Source organism: Mycolicibacterium wolinskyi (assembly GCF_002101965.1).
Lineage (GTDB): Bacteria > Actinomycetota > Actinomycetes > Mycobacteriales > Mycobacteriaceae > Mycobacterium > Mycobacterium wolinskyi.
The window spans coordinates 190,257-205,561 of sequence record NZ_LQQA01000009.1 but is presented as its reverse complement, the minus strand read 5'-3'; the positions used below and the strand labels follow the sequence as shown (position 1 = coordinate 205,561).

At 67.0% G+C, this 15,305-nt stretch carries 15 protein-coding genes; 10 read left to right on the top strand and 5 right to left on the bottom strand.

Annotated elements, in window-relative coordinates; all coding sequences use genetic code 11:
- Positions 1–16 precede the first annotated feature (16 nt).
- Positions 17–1,639, bottom strand: coding sequence for an FAD-dependent oxidoreductase (locus AWC31_RS08370; protein WP_085143799.1), 1,623 nt, complete (start codon positions 1,637–1,639; stop codon positions 17–19).
- 14 nt (positions 1,640–1,653) lie between these two features.
- Positions 1,654–2,367 carry an IclR family transcriptional regulator gene (locus tag AWC31_RS08365; protein ID WP_085143798.1) on the bottom strand — a complete coding sequence of 238 codons (714 nt, stop codon included), beginning with the start codon at positions 2,365–2,367 and terminating at the stop codon, positions 1,654–1,656.
- 133 nt (positions 2,368–2,500) lie between these two features.
- On the opposite strand from AWC31_RS08365, the gene AWC31_RS08360 reads away from it, so the two are divergent.
- The 9 genes from AWC31_RS08360 to AWC31_RS08320 are packed head-to-tail and all read left to right on the top strand — an operon-like array spanning position 2,501 to position 12,247.
- Positions 2,501–3,379 carry an alpha/beta fold hydrolase gene (locus AWC31_RS08360; protein ID WP_085143797.1) on the top strand — a complete coding sequence of 293 codons (879 nt, stop codon included), beginning with the start codon at positions 2,501–2,503 and terminating at the stop codon, positions 3,377–3,379.
- On the top strand, positions 3,376–5,055 hold the full coding sequence (locus AWC31_RS08355; protein ID WP_234816767.1) for a bifunctional 3-(3-hydroxy-phenyl)propionate/3-hydroxycinnamic acid hydroxylase: 1,680 nt from the start codon (positions 3,376–3,378) through the stop codon (positions 5,053–5,055). The genes AWC31_RS08360 and AWC31_RS08355 overlap by 4 nt, the downstream gene beginning before the upstream one ends.
- Positions 5,003–5,923, top strand: coding sequence for a 3-carboxyethylcatechol 2,3-dioxygenase (locus AWC31_RS08350; RefSeq protein WP_234816766.1), 921 nt, complete (start codon positions 5,003–5,005; stop codon positions 5,921–5,923). The genes AWC31_RS08355 and AWC31_RS08350 overlap by 53 nt, the downstream gene beginning before the upstream one ends.
- A complete protein-coding gene (locus AWC31_RS08345; protein WP_085143794.1) occupies positions 5,920–7,668 on the top strand; it encodes an FAD-binding protein in 1,749 nt (582 codons plus the stop codon). The genes AWC31_RS08350 and AWC31_RS08345 overlap by 4 nt, the downstream gene beginning before the upstream one ends.
- Before the next feature lie 12 nt (positions 7,669–7,680).
- A complete protein-coding gene (locus AWC31_RS08340) occupies positions 7,681–8,991 on the top strand; it encodes an LLM class flavin-dependent oxidoreductase (protein WP_085143793.1) in 1,311 nt (436 codons plus the stop codon).
- 2 nt (positions 8,992–8,993) lie between these two features.
- Positions 8,994–9,821, top strand: a complete 828-nt coding sequence (locus tag AWC31_RS08335) for a coniferyl-alcohol dehydrogenase (protein ID WP_085143792.1) — start codon at positions 8,994–8,996, stop codon at positions 9,819–9,821.
- 14 nt (positions 9,822–9,835) lie between these two features.
- Positions 9,836–10,822 (top strand): cyclase family protein, encoded by a 987-nt coding sequence (locus tag AWC31_RS08330; RefSeq protein ID WP_085143791.1) that lies wholly within the window; start codon positions 9,836–9,838, stop codon positions 10,820–10,822.
- A gap of 7 nt (positions 10,823–10,829) precedes the next feature.
- A complete protein-coding gene (locus AWC31_RS08325) occupies positions 10,830–11,411 on the top strand; it encodes an NADPH-dependent FMN reductase (RefSeq protein WP_067847854.1) in 582 nt (193 codons plus the stop codon).
- Positions 11,408–12,247 carry an alpha/beta fold hydrolase gene (locus tag AWC31_RS08320; protein WP_085143790.1) on the top strand — a complete coding sequence of 280 codons (840 nt, stop codon included), beginning with the start codon at positions 11,408–11,410 and terminating at the stop codon, positions 12,245–12,247. Before AWC31_RS08325 ends, AWC31_RS08320 begins: the two co-directional genes overlap by 4 nt.
- Here AWC31_RS08320 and AWC31_RS08315 read toward each other — a convergent pair.
- From AWC31_RS08315 to AWC31_RS08305, 3 genes are read right to left on the bottom strand one after another with little or no spacing between them, the layout of a single operon-like run.
- Positions 12,223–12,846, bottom strand: a complete 624-nt coding sequence (locus AWC31_RS08315) for a TetR/AcrR family transcriptional regulator (protein ID WP_085143869.1) — start codon at positions 12,844–12,846, stop codon at positions 12,223–12,225. The genes AWC31_RS08320 and AWC31_RS08315 overlap by 25 nt on opposite strands.
- Positions 12,847–12,854: 8 nt before the next feature.
- Positions 12,855–13,076 carry a hypothetical protein gene (locus tag AWC31_RS08310; protein WP_085143868.1) on the bottom strand — a complete coding sequence of 74 codons (222 nt, stop codon included), beginning with the start codon at positions 13,074–13,076 and terminating at the stop codon, positions 12,855–12,857.
- The gene (locus AWC31_RS08305) at positions 13,076–14,182 is read right to left on the bottom strand and encodes an oxygenase MpaB family protein (RefSeq protein WP_085143789.1); all 1,107 of its coding nucleotides are present in this window, start codon (positions 14,180–14,182) and stop codon (positions 13,076–13,078) included. The genes AWC31_RS08310 and AWC31_RS08305 overlap by 1 nt, the downstream gene beginning before the upstream one ends.
- Positions 14,183–14,357: 175 nt before the next feature.
- On the opposite strand from AWC31_RS08305, the gene AWC31_RS08300 reads away from it, so the two are divergent.
- The gene (locus AWC31_RS08300) at positions 14,358–15,173 is read left to right on the top strand and encodes an SDR family NAD(P)-dependent oxidoreductase (RefSeq protein ID WP_085143788.1); all 816 of its coding nucleotides are present in this window, start codon (positions 14,358–14,360) and stop codon (positions 15,171–15,173) included.
- Positions 15,174–15,305: the final 132 nt, after the last annotated feature.

The following is a 15,305-nucleotide window of genomic DNA, read 5'->3' as shown; positions in this document are numbered from 1 at the left end:
ACACGACAGTAACCGTTCAGCTCACCGATTTGCCGGTGGCCGCGGCGAAGCCGCTGCGATAGCCGAACACCATGGCCGGCCCGAGCGTGCCACCCGCACCGCCGTAAGCCTTGCCGGTCACCCCGGCCATGGCGTTGCCCGCGGCGAACAGCCCGGGAATCGGGGCGCCGCTGACGTGCAGGACACGGCCGTCACGGTCGGTGCGCGGGCCGCCCTTGGTACCCATCGCACCCACCTTGACCGGCACCGCGTAGTACGGCGCGGTGTCGATCGGCCCGAGCGTCTGACCGGCCGGGGTGGCCGCCGTCGTGTCACCCCAGTACCCGTCGTACGCGCTCGAACCGCGCCCGAAGGCGGAATCCGTCTCGGCGGCGACGTCGGCGTTCCACTGCCGCAGCGTGGCGGCGAGCCCGTCGGCGTCGATACCCGTCTTGGCCTCGAGCTCGGTGAGATCGGCCGAGGCGCAGAACCACTCCGGTGCCGGGTCACCCGGTTCGACGCCGAGGAACCCGTAGCGCTGCAGGTGCACGGAGTCGAACACGATCCAGGCCGGATCGTTGGCGTAACCGGCCTTCGGGTCGAGGTACTGGAACGGGCCTGCCATCGAGTTGTATTCACCGGCCTCGTTGACGAACCGCCTGCCGGCCCGGTTGACGATGATGCTGCGGGGGCGGGTGCGCTCCAGTCGCACACTGCGGCTGCGCGGATGGCCGTCGACGGTGTCGCCGGGAATCTGCACGACCGGAACCCACCACGCCTCACCCATGTTCGCGAGGTCGGCCCCGTGCGCCATCGCCATGCGCAGCCCGTCGCCGGTGTTGTTCGGCGGCGAGACCGGCCCGTGCATGGGTCCGCGCAGGTACGCCTCGACGAGCTTGGGATCCCATTCGAAGCCACCGGTCGCCAACACGACGCCACTGCGAGCCCGCACACGAATATCGGTGCCGTCAACGCTGATTCGCACGCCGGTGATTCCGGTCGAGTCGGCGAGCAGTTCGATCGCCCGCGCCCCGGTGACCGGCTTGACCCCACGATCGAGCAGCCCGCGCAACAGCCCGGCGATCAGCGCGGTGCCCGCGACACAGAGGTCGGCGTTCGGGTCGTCGAACGCCGCATGGATGCGGGCCCTGGTCTCCGCGTCGATGCCGACATTGCTGAAATCCGCTGGGAACGAGGTGATCCGGTCTCGCCATTCCTCCAGCCGGGCCAGATCGACCGGGCCAGCGCTCAACGAACGACCGCCACCGGGCCGTCCGCCGGGAAGCTCGGGCTTGTAATCGGGGAACCCTTCGGCGACGGCGAACCGCAGCTCGCTGTGTGCCTCGACGAAGTCGAGCATGGCCGGACCCGTGCGGACGAAGGTCTCGACCAGTTCGGCATCCATGTAGCCGAGTGATTGGGCGCGTAGGTAGGCGAGCGCATCGTCGACCGGCAGCGGTTCGTCGGCGCGGTCGTGTGCCGGGATCCAGACGATTCCGCCCGACACGGCGGTCGTCCCGCCGACGGTCGGCGCTTTTTCGTACACCGCGACCGACGCGCCGCTGACTGCGGCGGTCAGCGCGGCGGTGAGCCCGGCTCCGCCGCTGCCGAGTACTACGACGTCGACTTCGTCATCGAACGAGACGTCCCGATCGGTCATGTGCGCATAGCCTTTCAGTGCAGTATTGCCGAGAGTTCGTGTGCCGCAAGGACCACCGCGTCCTTGCCGTCGAGTACAACGTCTTCGCGGTGCGAGATGAGATTGATGCATGTGGGCGGTGACGGCGGGCGTCGTCGTACCGGGACCGCCAGACCGTAGGTGTTCGGCTCGATCTCGCCGTGGGTGATCACCCAACCCTGTTCGCGGGTCTGACGGACGAGGTCGCGCTCGCCGGGCCGCGGCGGCATGCTCGCCAGCAACGCCACCCCCGCCGCGCCGCGGTCGAGCGGATGGCGGCTGCCCTCGTGGAACGACAGTTGGTAGAACACCTGGGTCGGCACGATGACTGCGATCGCCACCTGTTGATCGCCCTCGGCGACCAACAGCGAGACCGTCGTACCGAGTTCATCGGCGAGGGCCCGCAGTCTCGGCACGCTGAGTTGGCGCAGATTGTTGTCATAGGACGAGCCCAGCACGGCCAAGGCCGCCGCCGGCCGGTACCGGCCGTCCTCACCCTTTGCCACGTAACGGAATTGGCTCAACGTGGCGAGCAGCCGATACGCGATCGTCCGGTGTGCCCCGAGGTGGTCGGCGACCTGTTGGACGGTCAAACCGGTTGGTGCGCTGGCAATGGCCGAAAGTGCGCTCAACCCACGCGCCAGGGTCTGGGAACCCGGAGCGCCGTTGGGTGCGCCGTCAGTGCTCGACTGGCTGGCCTTGGCCGGCATCGCGCCCCTCCTTGACAGATAGATCTACGAGAGTGATGCTCTGATAATAATGCACGCAGTTGTGCGATAAATGAGCAAAGTGCTTACAAAATTGGAGAATGAAATTCTCTTGTCGACCTCCAGAGAGGGGACCATGACAAGCACTGCCGTCGAGTTCGAGAGCGTGTGGAGTGATCTGCAAGGCGTCGCGTTCTCGCAGGGCTACCTGGACGTTGGCGGGGTGCGCACGCGGTACCTCCATGCCGGTGATCTGAATCTTCCCGCGCTGGTGTTGTTGCACGGATCCGGCGGTCACGCCGAGGCGTACGTGCGCAATCTCGAATCCCATGCCGAGCACTTCTCGACGTGGTCGATCGACATGCTCGGACACGGCTACACCGACAAGCCGGGGCATCCATTGGAAGTGGCGCACTACGTCGAGCATCTGGTGGGCTTTCTCGACGCGATCGGCGCACCGCGCGCTCATATTTCGGGTGAATCGCTCGGTGGTTGGGTGGCCGCCCGCGCGGCGGCCGACCATCCCGACCGTGTCGACCGGCTCGTGCTCAATACCGCGGGCGGGTCGCAGGCCGACCCCGAGGTGATGAAACGCATCATCACCCTGTCGATGGCCGCGGCCGAGAACCCGACCTGGGAGACCGTGCAGGCGCGCATCAAATGGCTGATGGCCGACAAGAGCAAGGACTATGACGACATCGTCGCGAGCCGTCAGCGCGTCTACCGCCAGCCCGGGTTCGTCTCGGCGATGAGCGACATCATGGCCTTGCAGGATCCCGAGATCAGGGCGCGAAACCTACTGGGGGAGAAGGAGTACGGGTCCATCACCGCACCGACCCTGGTGGTGTGGACGAGTGACGACCCGACCGCCGACGTCGCGGAAGGACGCCGGATCGCGTCGATGATCCCCGGTGCCAGGTTCGAGGTGATGCCCGGATGCGGGCACTGGCCCCAGTACGAGGACCCCGCGACGTTCAACCGGCTGCACCTCGACTTCCTGCTGGGGCGCGCGTGACCGCAACGCAAGTCGATGTCGTGATCGTCGGCGCCGGCCCGGTCGGCCTGACGCTCGCGAACATTCTTGGCCTGCAGGGTGTCTCGACACTCGTGGTCGAGGAGCGCGACAGCCTCATCGACTATCCGCGCGGCGTGGGTCTCGACGACGAATCCCTGCGCACGTTCCAGTCGATCGGTCTGGTGGATGCGATCCTGCCCCACACCGTGCCGAATCAGATTCTGCGTTTCTATGACCGCAATCGGCGTCTGCTCGCCGAAATGGCGCCTCCCGACGCACGGTTCGGCTGGCCCAAACGCAATGGGTTCGTCCAGCCGATGGTCGACGCCGAACTCCTGGCCGGGCTCGACCGGTTCGACCATGTCGAGGTGGCCTGGAGTCGGCGAATGGAGTCCGCGCAGGAAAGCGAGGACGGGGTCACGGTGGAATTCGCCGGCGACGTCCCCGCCGTCCGCGCGCGGTACGTGGTCGGCTGCGACGGTGGCCGCAGTGCGACCCGCCGCTTGATGGGGGTGTCGTTCGACGGCACCACCTCGGCCACCCGCTGGGTGGTCATCGACCTCGCCAACGACCCGCTCGGCCATCCGAACAGCGAGGTGGGCGCCGATCCGGAACGGCCGTACGCCTCGATCTCCATCGCGCACGGTATCCGGCGTTTCGAGTTCATGATTCACGCCGACGAGACCGACGAGCAGGCCGAGGATCCCGAGTTCGTCGCACGGCTTCTGGCCCCGTTCGTCCCGCACCCCGACAAGGTGGACGTGATCCGCCGCCGCGTCTACACACACCATTCCCGGATCGCGGGCGCATTCCGCAAGGGCCGGATGATGCTGGCCGGCGATGCCGCGCACCTCATGCCGGTATGGCAGGGCCAGGGTTACAACAGCGGTATCCGGGACGCGGCCAACCTCGGCTGGAAGCTCGCCGCGGTGGTCAACGGGCACGCCGGAGATGCGCTGCTCGACAGCTACGACACCGAGCGCCGCAAGCACGCGCGCGCGATGATCGACCTATCTACGATGGTCGGCCGGGTGATCTCGCCGACCAACCGCCGCGTCGCGGCTCTGCGGGACAAGGTCATTCGGGGCGCATCAATCGTGCCGTCGCTCAAGCGCTACGTGCTGGAGATGCGGTTCAAGCCGATGCCCCGCTACGACCAGGGCGCGGTCTACCATGCGAAACCGCCGAACCCGACCGCACCGGCAGGCACGCTGTTCATCCAGCCGCGCGTGGACACCCGAACGCAATCCAATGTGCTGCTCGACGACGTGATCGGCCCCGGGTTCGCGGTGCTGTGTTGGAACAACAATCCACGCACGCTGCTCGGTGCCGAGGCCTTCGACCGCTGGAAAGCGCTGGGGGCGAGCTTCATCGCCGCGCGGCCGTCGACGCAGCTGCACTGGCCCGGGCACGACGACCCGGAGGTCGTCATCGTCGGTGACCGCACCGGCGCGCTGAAAGGCTGGTTCGACGCCCACACCGAATCCGTTCTGGTGCTTCGTCCCGACCGGTGTATCGCGGGGGCCGACATCGCCCAGCGGGCACCGGAACTGAGCACCGCGCTGTTCGACGTTCTGCATCTGACCAAGGGAGGAGATAACGGTGCCAGTAGCCCTGTGCTGTATGTCCCACAGCCCACTGCTGAATCTTCCGGGACCGTCGGCCGAACTCCTTGACGAGATCACGACGGCACTGGACGGCGCGCGAAAGTTCGTGGCGGACTTCGATCCCGAACTCGTCGTCACGTTCTCACCCGACCACTACAACGGCTTCTTCTACCGGCTCATGCCGCCGTTCTGCATCGGCACCGCGGCATCGGGAGTCGGTGACTACGGGACCCACGCCGGGCCGCTCAACGTCGACGCCGACATCGCACAGGCATGTGCCGAGGTGCTCTGGGAGTCCGGTGTCGACATCGCGATCTCGTCCAGCATGGACGTCGACCACGGCACCGTGCAGCCGCTGCAGGAGCTTTTCGGCGATGCGACCGCGCGCCCCATCGTGCCGATCTTCATCAACTCCGTCGCCACGCCGCTCGGGCCGCTCGCCCGGTCGCGCGCGCTGGGCGCCGCGGTCGGGTCCTACCTGGCCACGCTGAACAAGCGGGTGCTTGTGCTGGGATCGGGTGGACTCTCCCACGACCCGCCGGTTCCGACCCTGGCCACTGCGCCGCCCGCGGCACTCGACCGGATCGTGCACGGGGCGCCGATGACGCCCGAACAGCGCACGGCCCGGCAGGCGGCGGTCAGCCAGGCCGCCCATGACTTCGCGCACGGCGACAGCCCGCTGCGCCCGCTCAACCCGGACTGGGACCACAGCCTGCTCGAGATCCTCGACGAGGGCAGGCTCACCGAGCTCGACGGGTGGTCCAACGAGTTCATCGCCGGGGAAGGCGGAAACTCGGCGCACGAGATCCGAACCTGGGTCGCGGCATTCGCGGCACTCACCGCCCAGGGCCGCTATCGGACCGCCAACCACTTCTACCGCGCAGCACCGGAATTGATCGCAGGCTTCGCAATCAGAACGGCGGTATCCAACGCATGACCGACACGTACGACCAGACCGTGGACCTGCTCGTGGTCGGCTCGGGCGGTGGTGGCATGACCGCCGCGTTGACCGCCGACGCTTCCGGGCTCGACACCCTCGTCGTCGAGAAGTCACCACAGTTCGGCGGTTCCACCGCCCTGTCCGGCGGCGGCATCTGGGTACCGGGGGCGCCCGCGCAGCGCCGTGCCGGATACGTGCCGTCACCCGACGGCGTGTTCACCTACCTCAAGTCGATCACCGAAGGCACGGTCAGTGACGCGCGGCTGCGCGCCTACGTCGACACGGCCCCGGAGATGATGGACTTCCTGGAGCGCACCAGCGACTGGTTCGAGTTCGTCTGGAAGCCCGGGTACGCCGACTACTACCCGGAGCTGCCCGGCGGGTCAGCGCAGGGCAGCACCATCAACGTTCCGGCGATCGACCTGCGCAAGCTCGGCGACGAAGAACGCAACCTGTTGACGCCGCTGGCCCTGGCGCCGAGGGGAATCTGGTTCGCGCCCAAAGACCTTCGGTTGTTCTACCAGATCAGGCAGAACTGGCGCGGCAAGGCCGTGCTGTTCAAACTGATCTGGCGGATGGTCAAGGCCCGCGTGTTCGGCGAACGCATGGCCGCCATCGGGCAGTCACTGGCCGCGCGTATGCGGCTGGCGCTCAAGCAACACGGAATTCCACTGTGGCTCAACGCGCCCATGACCGAGTTGATCACCGGCGACGACGGCGCCGTGCTCGGCGCTGTCGTCGAGCGCGACGGTAGGCCGCTGCGGATCCGCGCCCGGCACGGCGTCATCCTGGCCTCCGGCGGCTTCGACCACGACATGGCGTGGCGCAAGGAACATCTGCCGGTGCTGGAAAAAGATTGGAGTTTCGGCAACCCGGCGGCCACCGGCGACGGCATCCGGGCCGGTGAGAGAGTTGGCGGGACGACCGATCTGCTCGACGAGGCATGGTGGTTCCCGGCCATCTGCTGGCCCGACGGCCGCCTGCAGTTCATGCTCAACGAGCGGATGATGCCGTCGCAGTTCGTGGTCAACGGTGCGGGCAGGCGGTTCATCAACGAGGCCGCCCCGTACATGGATTTCGCGCACGCGATGATCGAGGGCCAGCAGTCCGGGGTGACCCACATTCCGTGTTGGCTGATCACCGACATCGACTCGTTCCACCGGTACGTGGTGGCTGGTCACCTGCCCATCCCCAAGATCCCGTTCGCCCCCGTTCCGACCGGGCGCAAGGTGCCCAAGGCATGGCTGGAATCCGGTGTCGTCAAAGAGGCCCACAGCTGGGAGGAGCTGGCTCGCCAGATCGGCGTGCCAGCCGAGAACCTGCGGGCCACCGCCGAACGGTTCAACCAGTTGGCGCACGCGGGGCACGACGACGATTTCAACCGCGGTGACAGCGCGTACGACAACTATTACGGCGATCCGACGCTGCCGAACCCGAACCTGCGCCCGCTCGGCAAGCCGCCGTACTACGCATTCCAGATCATCCTCGGCGATCTCGGCACGTCGGGCGGTTTACGCACCGACGAACACGCCAGGGTCCTGCGTGCCGACGAGACCGCGATCGATGGCCTCTACGCCGTCGGAAACGTGTCGGCGGCGGTCATGGGCCGCAGCTACGCGGGAGCGGGGGCGACCATCGGCCCGGCCATGACGTTCGGCTACATCGCTGCCAAACACGCTGCGGCGCAAGCCGTGAGCCGCAAGTCGCACGAGACCGACTCACTTCAGCACCGGATTTCCTAGGAGGGTTAACGCATGAAGATTTCGCTGTTCTACGAGTTCCCGCTGCCTCGGCCGTGGTCGGAAGACGACGAACATCAGCTGTTCCAGCACGGGCTCACCGAGGTGGAGGCCGCCGACAAGGCCGGCTTCTCGACGGTTTGGCTGACCGAGCATCACTTCCTCGAGGAGTACTGCCACTCGACCGCACCGGAGATGTTCCTGGCGGCGGCGAGCCAGCGCACCAAGGACATCCGCCTCGGCTTCGGTGTCATGCACCTGCCGCCGCCGATCAACCACCCGGCGCGCATCGCCGAACGCATCGCGACACTCGACCACCTGTCCAACGGCCGCGTGGAATTCGGTACCGGTGAAGGGTCTTCGGTTGCCGAGCTGGGTGGCTTCAATATCGATCCGGCCGACAAGCGTGCGCAGTGGGAGGAGGCCCTTGAGGTCGCGATCCGCTGCATGGTCGAGGAGCCGTTCAGCGGTTTCAAAGGCGAGCACGTCGAGATGCCGGCCCGCAACGTCATCCCCAAGCCGCTGCAGAAGCCGCATCCGCCCGTGTGGGTGGCCTGCACCCGCCCGTCATCGGTGCAGATGGCCGCCCAGAAAGCCATCGGCGCACTGAGTTTCGCCTACACCGGGCCTGAGGCGCTCAAGGACCGCGTCGACGGTTACTACAAGGAATTCGAGGAGCAGGGCACGCCGGTCACCCCCGTCATCAACCCCAACATCCTGGCCATCGGTGGTGACCTGTCGATGATGGTGGCGAAGTCCGACGAGGAGGCGCTCAAGCGGCTCGGCATCGGCGGCGGGTTCTTCTCGTTCGGCATCATGCACTACTACCTGACCGGTATGCACACCCCCGGCCGCACCAAGGTGTGGGAGCGCTACGAGCAGGCGGTCGCCGACGATCCGACGCTGGCCTACGGCCCCGGACGCGGCGCCATCGGGTCACCCGACACCGTCCGCGAGTTCCTGCGCGGCTATGAGGCCAGCGGTGTCGACGAGATCATCCTGCTGCTCAACCCGCGCAGCCACGAAGGCACCATGGAATCCATCGAGATCATGGGCAAGGAGATCCTGCCGGAGTTCATCGAGCGCGACGCGAAAGCGGTTGCGGACAAAGCGAAGCGGCTCGAACCGGTGATCGAGAAGGTCGAGGCGCGCAGGCAGCGGTCGGACGCCCCGCTGTTCGACGAGACCTACGCGTTCGGCGGCCTGCCGACCGGACGCGGCGGCAAGTTCACCGCGGGCGAGATCCCCGAGGCCATGGCCGAGATCAACGAGGGACGTGTCAAGGCCGCCCAGCAAGAGAAGGCCGCGCGCGAGCAGGCCGGCTGAGCGTGACCCCACTCAGCGAGCTCGTGCGCTACGACGGCAAACACGTCGTGGTCACCGGGTGCGCGTCGGGTATCGGAGCCGAGGTCACGCGGCAGCTGCGTGGCCTCGGGGCGCGGGTGACGGGCCTGGATGTCCGTGCGCCCGAACACATGCCCGACACGTTCATCGAGCTGGACCTCGCCGATCCGGCGGCTGTCGACCACGCGGCGGGCGCGGTCGACGGACCGGTGGACGCGCTGTTCAACGTGGCGGGCGTGTCGTCGGGCATCGGTGACCCGCTGCTGGTGGTGCGGATCAACTTCCTCGGCACGCGACAGTTCACCGAGGCGATGGTCGACCGCGTTGCCCACGGCGGGTCGATCACCATGGTGTCCTCGCTCGCGGCGTCGGCATACCGCGAAAACCGCTCGACCACAGCGGGGTTGTTGCACACCGCCTCGGTGGAGGCGGGTCTGCGCTGGTGTGGCGAGCATCCCGAGGCGCTGGCCGACGGCGGCTATCGACTCTCCAAGGAGGCGACGATTCTCTACGTGATGTCCAAGGCCGTCGAACTCGGTGCCCGGGGTGTCCGGATCAACTGCACCGCACCGGGCGTGACGGAGACGCCCATCCTCGACCAATTGCGGTCGGCATACGGGCAGCAGTATCTCGACTCGTTCACCACTCCGCTGGGCCGCAACTCCGAGGCCGGTGAGCAGGCCGCGGTGCTGCTGTTCCTGGGCAGCGCGGCCGCCAGTTACGTCACCGGCCAAGTGATCTGGGCCGACGGCGGAATCCTCGCCAAGCGCGAGGCCGACGTGATCGCCGCCGACGCTACGCTGAGGAGCTGAGGGTGCCCGCAAGCATGAGCGAGTTCCGCCGCGTCGCCGACGATGTGCGCAATTGGGGCCGCTGGGGTGACGACGACGAGCTCGGAACGCTGAACTTCATCACCGCCGACAAGGTCGCCGGGGCCGCCGCACTGGTAAAGCAGGGCAAGGTGTTTGCGCTCGGCGGCGATTTCAGCTCGGGCGGGCCGCAGGGCGCCTTCCAGTTCCGGCAGAACCCGACCCACGTGATGACCGTCGACGGCGGTGACGCCAACACGCTGGCCGAATATGGCCCGCAGTGGCTGCGCAACTCGGTGGCCAACCAGGTCAGCGCGTACTTCGCCGACAATCCGTTCCGGTTCAACGACGACATGATCGTGATGCCGCTGCAGGCCGCCACCCAGTGGGACGCGTTGTCGCACGTGTACTACGAGGACAAGCTCTACAACGGATTTCCCGCCGACTCGGTGACGAGTTTCGGTGCCTACCGCTGCGGCATCGACAAGGTGGACGGCAAGGGCATCACCAGCCGGGGTGTGCTGCTCGACGTCGTGCGTCACCGGGGAGCCGACGTGTACCTGGAACCCGGAAAGCCCGTCACGCCGGGCGAACTCGACGAGGTGGCCGCCGCGCAAGGCGTCACGATCGGCCGCGGCGACATCGTCGTGGTGCACACCGGGTGGTGGACGCGCTTCCTGTCGACCGGCGACGGCACCGAACCCGGCTCTGGCCTGGACTGGACATGCGCCTCGTGGCTGCACGACCACGAGGTCGCGGCCGTCGCCGCCGACAACCTCATGGTCGAGGATCCCGATCCGGCCAACGGTGTGGAGGGAACGTTCCTGCCCATGCACATGCTGTGCCTGCGGGACATGGGGCTGATGTTCGGCGAATACTGGGACCTGAGCGCGTTGGCGGCCGATTGCGCCACCGACGGCGTGTACGAATTCCAGCTCATCGCACCGCCCCTGCGCGTGATCGGCGCGGTCGGTTCACCGGTGAATCCCATTGCGATCAAATGAGGAGACCATGACGTCAATTGAGAAGGTTCCGTTCGTCGTCGGCCTCGGCGGCACACTGCGCGCCGATTCGTCTACCGAGCGTGCGGTCCGGTACTGCCTGTCGTCGGTCGAGCGTCAGGGTGGCACGACCCGCATGTTCGCCGGCCCCGATCTCGATCTGCCGATGTACGCGCCACATTCACTGGACCGCACCCCGGCGGCCCTCGAGTTGGTCAAGGCGCTGCGAGACGCCGACGCGGTGGTCGTGGGTTCGCCGGGCTACCACGGCGCGATCTCCGGGCTTGTGAAGAACGCGCTCGACTACATCGAGGATCTGCGTGAGGACCCGCGCGTCTATCTCGACAACACACCGTGGGGCTGCATCAGTTGTGCGTACGGGTGGCAGGCCGCGGTGGGCACCCTGGGCCAGCTGCGCTCGATCGGACATGCGTTGCGGGCGTGGCCGACCCCCCTCGGGGTGGCGATCAACTCGGCGGACAAGATCTGGTCCGACACCGGTGAATTGGCGGACGGGCCGGTGCGCGACCAGCTCGACATGCTGGCCAACCAGGTGCTCACGTTCGCGCGGTCGAGCGGGGCGACCACGTGACGTACCGGCGTCACATCGTCGACATCGACGGCCTGGCGACCAGTTACCTGGAAGCCGGTGCCGGCGACACCGTGATCCTGTTGCACGGCGGTGAGTTCGGGGTGAACGCCGAACTCGGCTGGGAGCGCACCATCGACGCCCTGGCCGAGGACTACCGGGTGCTGGCGCCGGACATGCTGGGCTTCGGTGGCAGCGCCAAGGTCGTCGACTTCAACGACGGCCGGGGGCTGCGGATTCGCCACATCGCCCGGTTCTGCGCCGAATTGGGTGTGGACGCAGCACATTTCGTCGGCAACTCGATGGGCGCGATCAACCTGCTCGTCGACGCGACCTCGGACGCTCCCCGGCTTCCGGTGCGATCGCTCGTCGCGATCTGCGGTGGCGGCGAGATCCAGCGCAACGAGCACATGGCCGCCCTCTACGACTACGACGCGACGTTCGACGGGATGCGGCGCATCGTCGCGGCGTTGTTCGCCGACCCGGCGTATCCCGCCGACGACGCGTACGTGCGCAGGCGATACGAGTCGAGCATCGCACCCGGTGCGTGGGAAGCGTTGGCAGCAGCCCGCTTCCGCCGTCCCGGTCTGGATCCGCCGCCGGCCCCGTCGTCGGCCCGTGCCTACGAACGCATCGGTGTGCCGACGTTGATCGTCGAGGGCGCGTCCGACAAGCTGCTGCCCGCCGGCTGGGCCGCCGAGATCGCGGCGCAGATCACCGGTGCGCGATCAGCGGTCATCGAGAACGCGGGCCACTGCCCGCAGATCGAGCAACCTGATGCCGTCAACGGCCTGCTGTCGGAATTCCTGGCAGGTCAACGCGCCCGCATCGCGCGATAGGCGGCCGGGCCGACGATCGCGGCCAAGCGCTCGGGTGTCCAATGGTCGGGGTCATTGAGCAGCATGCGGATTGCCGACTCGCAGATCGCGAGAAACACCTCGGACAGCGGCGGTAGCACGACGTCGATGTCTTCGACCTGCCAGCGTTGCATCAGTGGGCGCATCACCGCGGCCACCTGTTCGCCGATCTGGGCCCGGCCACGCACGATCGCGGCGTCGAGCACCGGATCGAGGTCAACGGTGAACATGATCTGCCACGCACTGGGACGCTCGCGGACGGTGGTGAGCAGCGCGCAGAACCCGTCGACGAACATCTGCTCAACCGAACCCGTCCGTTCCGGCGGGAGCATGGCGAGCAGATTCGCCAGCGTGACCTCGGTTTCGCGCTCCAGCAGCGCGGCGAGCAGTTCGCCACGCCCGCCGTAGCACGCGTATACGACCGGCCGCGTGACACCCAGCCGTGCCGCCACCGCACCCATGGTCACGTTGGCGACGCCCTCGCTCGCGGCGATCTCGAGCGCGGCGTCGAGTACTTGCGGGCGGCGACGATCCGGCCCGAGGTGCTCGGCGCGGGTGCGTTTGGCGGTCTCGGTGGTCAGGGCGATCCTCAGGTCAGGTGGACATCGGCTATGACCAGAACCGGCCAGGCCACTATCTCTCCGAGGATAGAGAAGAACCGGTCCAGGCCGGTGAGCCTTTCCAGATGCTCGTGCCGGCCGAACGCCCAGAACACCCCGACCGCCAGGTACGGCACTGCCAGCGTCGTGGCCACATAGGTGAGCTGGCGGACACTGAGCTGGTGGTCGAGAACCCTGCGCAGCAACGACATCACCCGATCGCACCCAGGATGGGCTCGGATTCGACGAGGCCCTGATCGCTCGGCGCAAGCCCCTCGCCGAACACCCGGGCCAGCTGCCGCTCCCGGAATTCGAGGTGGGCCTGGGCGGGGACCTTGTAGCCGTACTGCTGCTGGGCTTCGCGTGGCGTCAGGGTGACACGGCAGTGCGGTGGGATCTCGCGCAGCACCCGCGTGCCGATGGGCAGCGTTGCCGGGGAGATCAGCCGCAACAGGATCAGCTGAAGCCGCGTGCTCATCGAGATGACCGTGAACGCCGCACTCATCGGCGGTACGATCGCGGCGTCCAGCAGCCGGGAAGTGCTCAGCCCACCCATCTTTCGCATCCAGCGAGGCATCGTCGACAACGTCGCGCGGCGCAGCATCGCCGTGATCACCAGGGTGGCCGGCCGGAGCAGGAGGGGCATCTGCGGCAACATCACGTCCGCGCGCAGCAGATGGCGCATGGCCTTCTGGGCGATGTCGGAGCCGATGAGCTGCGGGCGCATCTGCTCGAAGTACTCCCGGACACCCTCGCGAGTGCGGGGCACGTCGGCCGGGTCGAAAGTCTGTAGCTCGGCGGCACGTGCGCACTCGGCCCAGTACCGCTCTTCTTCCTCAGGCGAAAGCCTTCCGGGACCGAACTTCTCGTACGCGCACAGGATCGAGTGCCATGCCGTCAGGTGGATCCACAGCTGCGAGGCCGGATTGTTGGCGTCGTAGGCCTGTCCGGTCACCGGATCGGTGCCGACGGCCTTCGAATGGATCTTCACCAGCACGTCGGCGGCCTGCGTCGTCGAGACGCTGTCGTCGAAGGCGACCATGGCGAAGTAGCGCAACGTGCGGTCATATCGAGTTCGGGGTCGTTGGTAGATGCCCTGGGTCCGGTCGACCGCGGCGACGAGCGCGGGGTCGAGTTCCTCGATGACGACGGCGCGCTGGAACCCGATCGACAGTGACGTCGGGTAGCTCCAGACCTTCCAGGTCACCGAGCCCGGCCCGAAGAACCCGTAGTCCTCGGCGGGTTCTGCGGTGGGTAGTGACAGCCAGTCGAACCTGCCGGCAAACGCGCTCAATGCCCTATCGCGGAACTTTCTCATGTTTCCCCCATTTCCTACACGGTGTAGGAATTCTGACCCCCGCTGGCGCCCGGCGTCAAGAGGCAAGAGAGTCAGTGTTTCTCGGTTAAATCAGTCGCTTGACTGAACTCCTTCGAGCGGGTTGAGTCGAAGCGTCGCCCCCGGTGCGGCCGATGAGAAAGGGCTTGCGGCCTACATGAGCAATGAACTGGCAGGAAAAGTCGCGGTGATCACCGGCGGTTCGGCCGGCCTGGGTGAGGGCCTCGTGCGGAGGTTCGTCGCCGAGGGGGCCGCGGTGTTGATCGGTGACGTCGAAAAGGACCGGGGCGCGGCCCTCGTCGAGGAGCTGGGCGGTGACACGGCGTTCCTGCCGACCGACGTATCGGATCCCGAACAGGTCACCGCGCTCGTAGACGCCGCGGTCGAAAGATTCGGCGGCCTGCACGTCATGGTGAACAATGCCGGTATCTCCGGCACGATGCATCGTCGCTTCCTCGATGACGACCTCGCCGATTTTCATCGGGTCATGGGAGTCAACGTGCTCGGTGTGATGGCGGGTACCCGCGATGCCGCACGGCACATGGCCGAACACGGCGGGGGCTCAATCCTCAACCTCACCTCGATCGGCGGAATCCAGGCAGGCGGGGGAGTGATGACGTATCGCGCGTCCAAGGCCGCCGTCATACAGTTCACCAAGTCTGCGGCGATCGAACTGGCGCACTACGAGATCCGGGTCAACGCGATCGCCCCCGGCAACATCCGGACCGCGATCGTCGCCAAATCGGCCTCTGCGGAAGACCGGCAACGCCTCGAGGAGTTCGAGGAAGGGATTCGCGCCCAGATGCGCAATGATCGCCCGCTCAAACGCGAAGGGACGGTCGAGGATGTGGCGGAGGCGGCGCTGTATTTCGCCACCGACCGCTCGCGCTACGTCACCGGCACAGTGCTGCCGATCGACGGGGGCACCGTTGCGGGCAAGGTTCTCGTCCGGAAAGAGAAGCCCGCGCGCTGACGGCTGAGACTGCGTCCACGGTCGTGATCCGCGCATCGGAGCGACCCTCGACGCAGTCTCGACGAGAAACCGGCCAAGCGCGTCTAACTTAAATCAGTCGCTTGACTTAAAGGCTGTGACGCGGTTCACTGG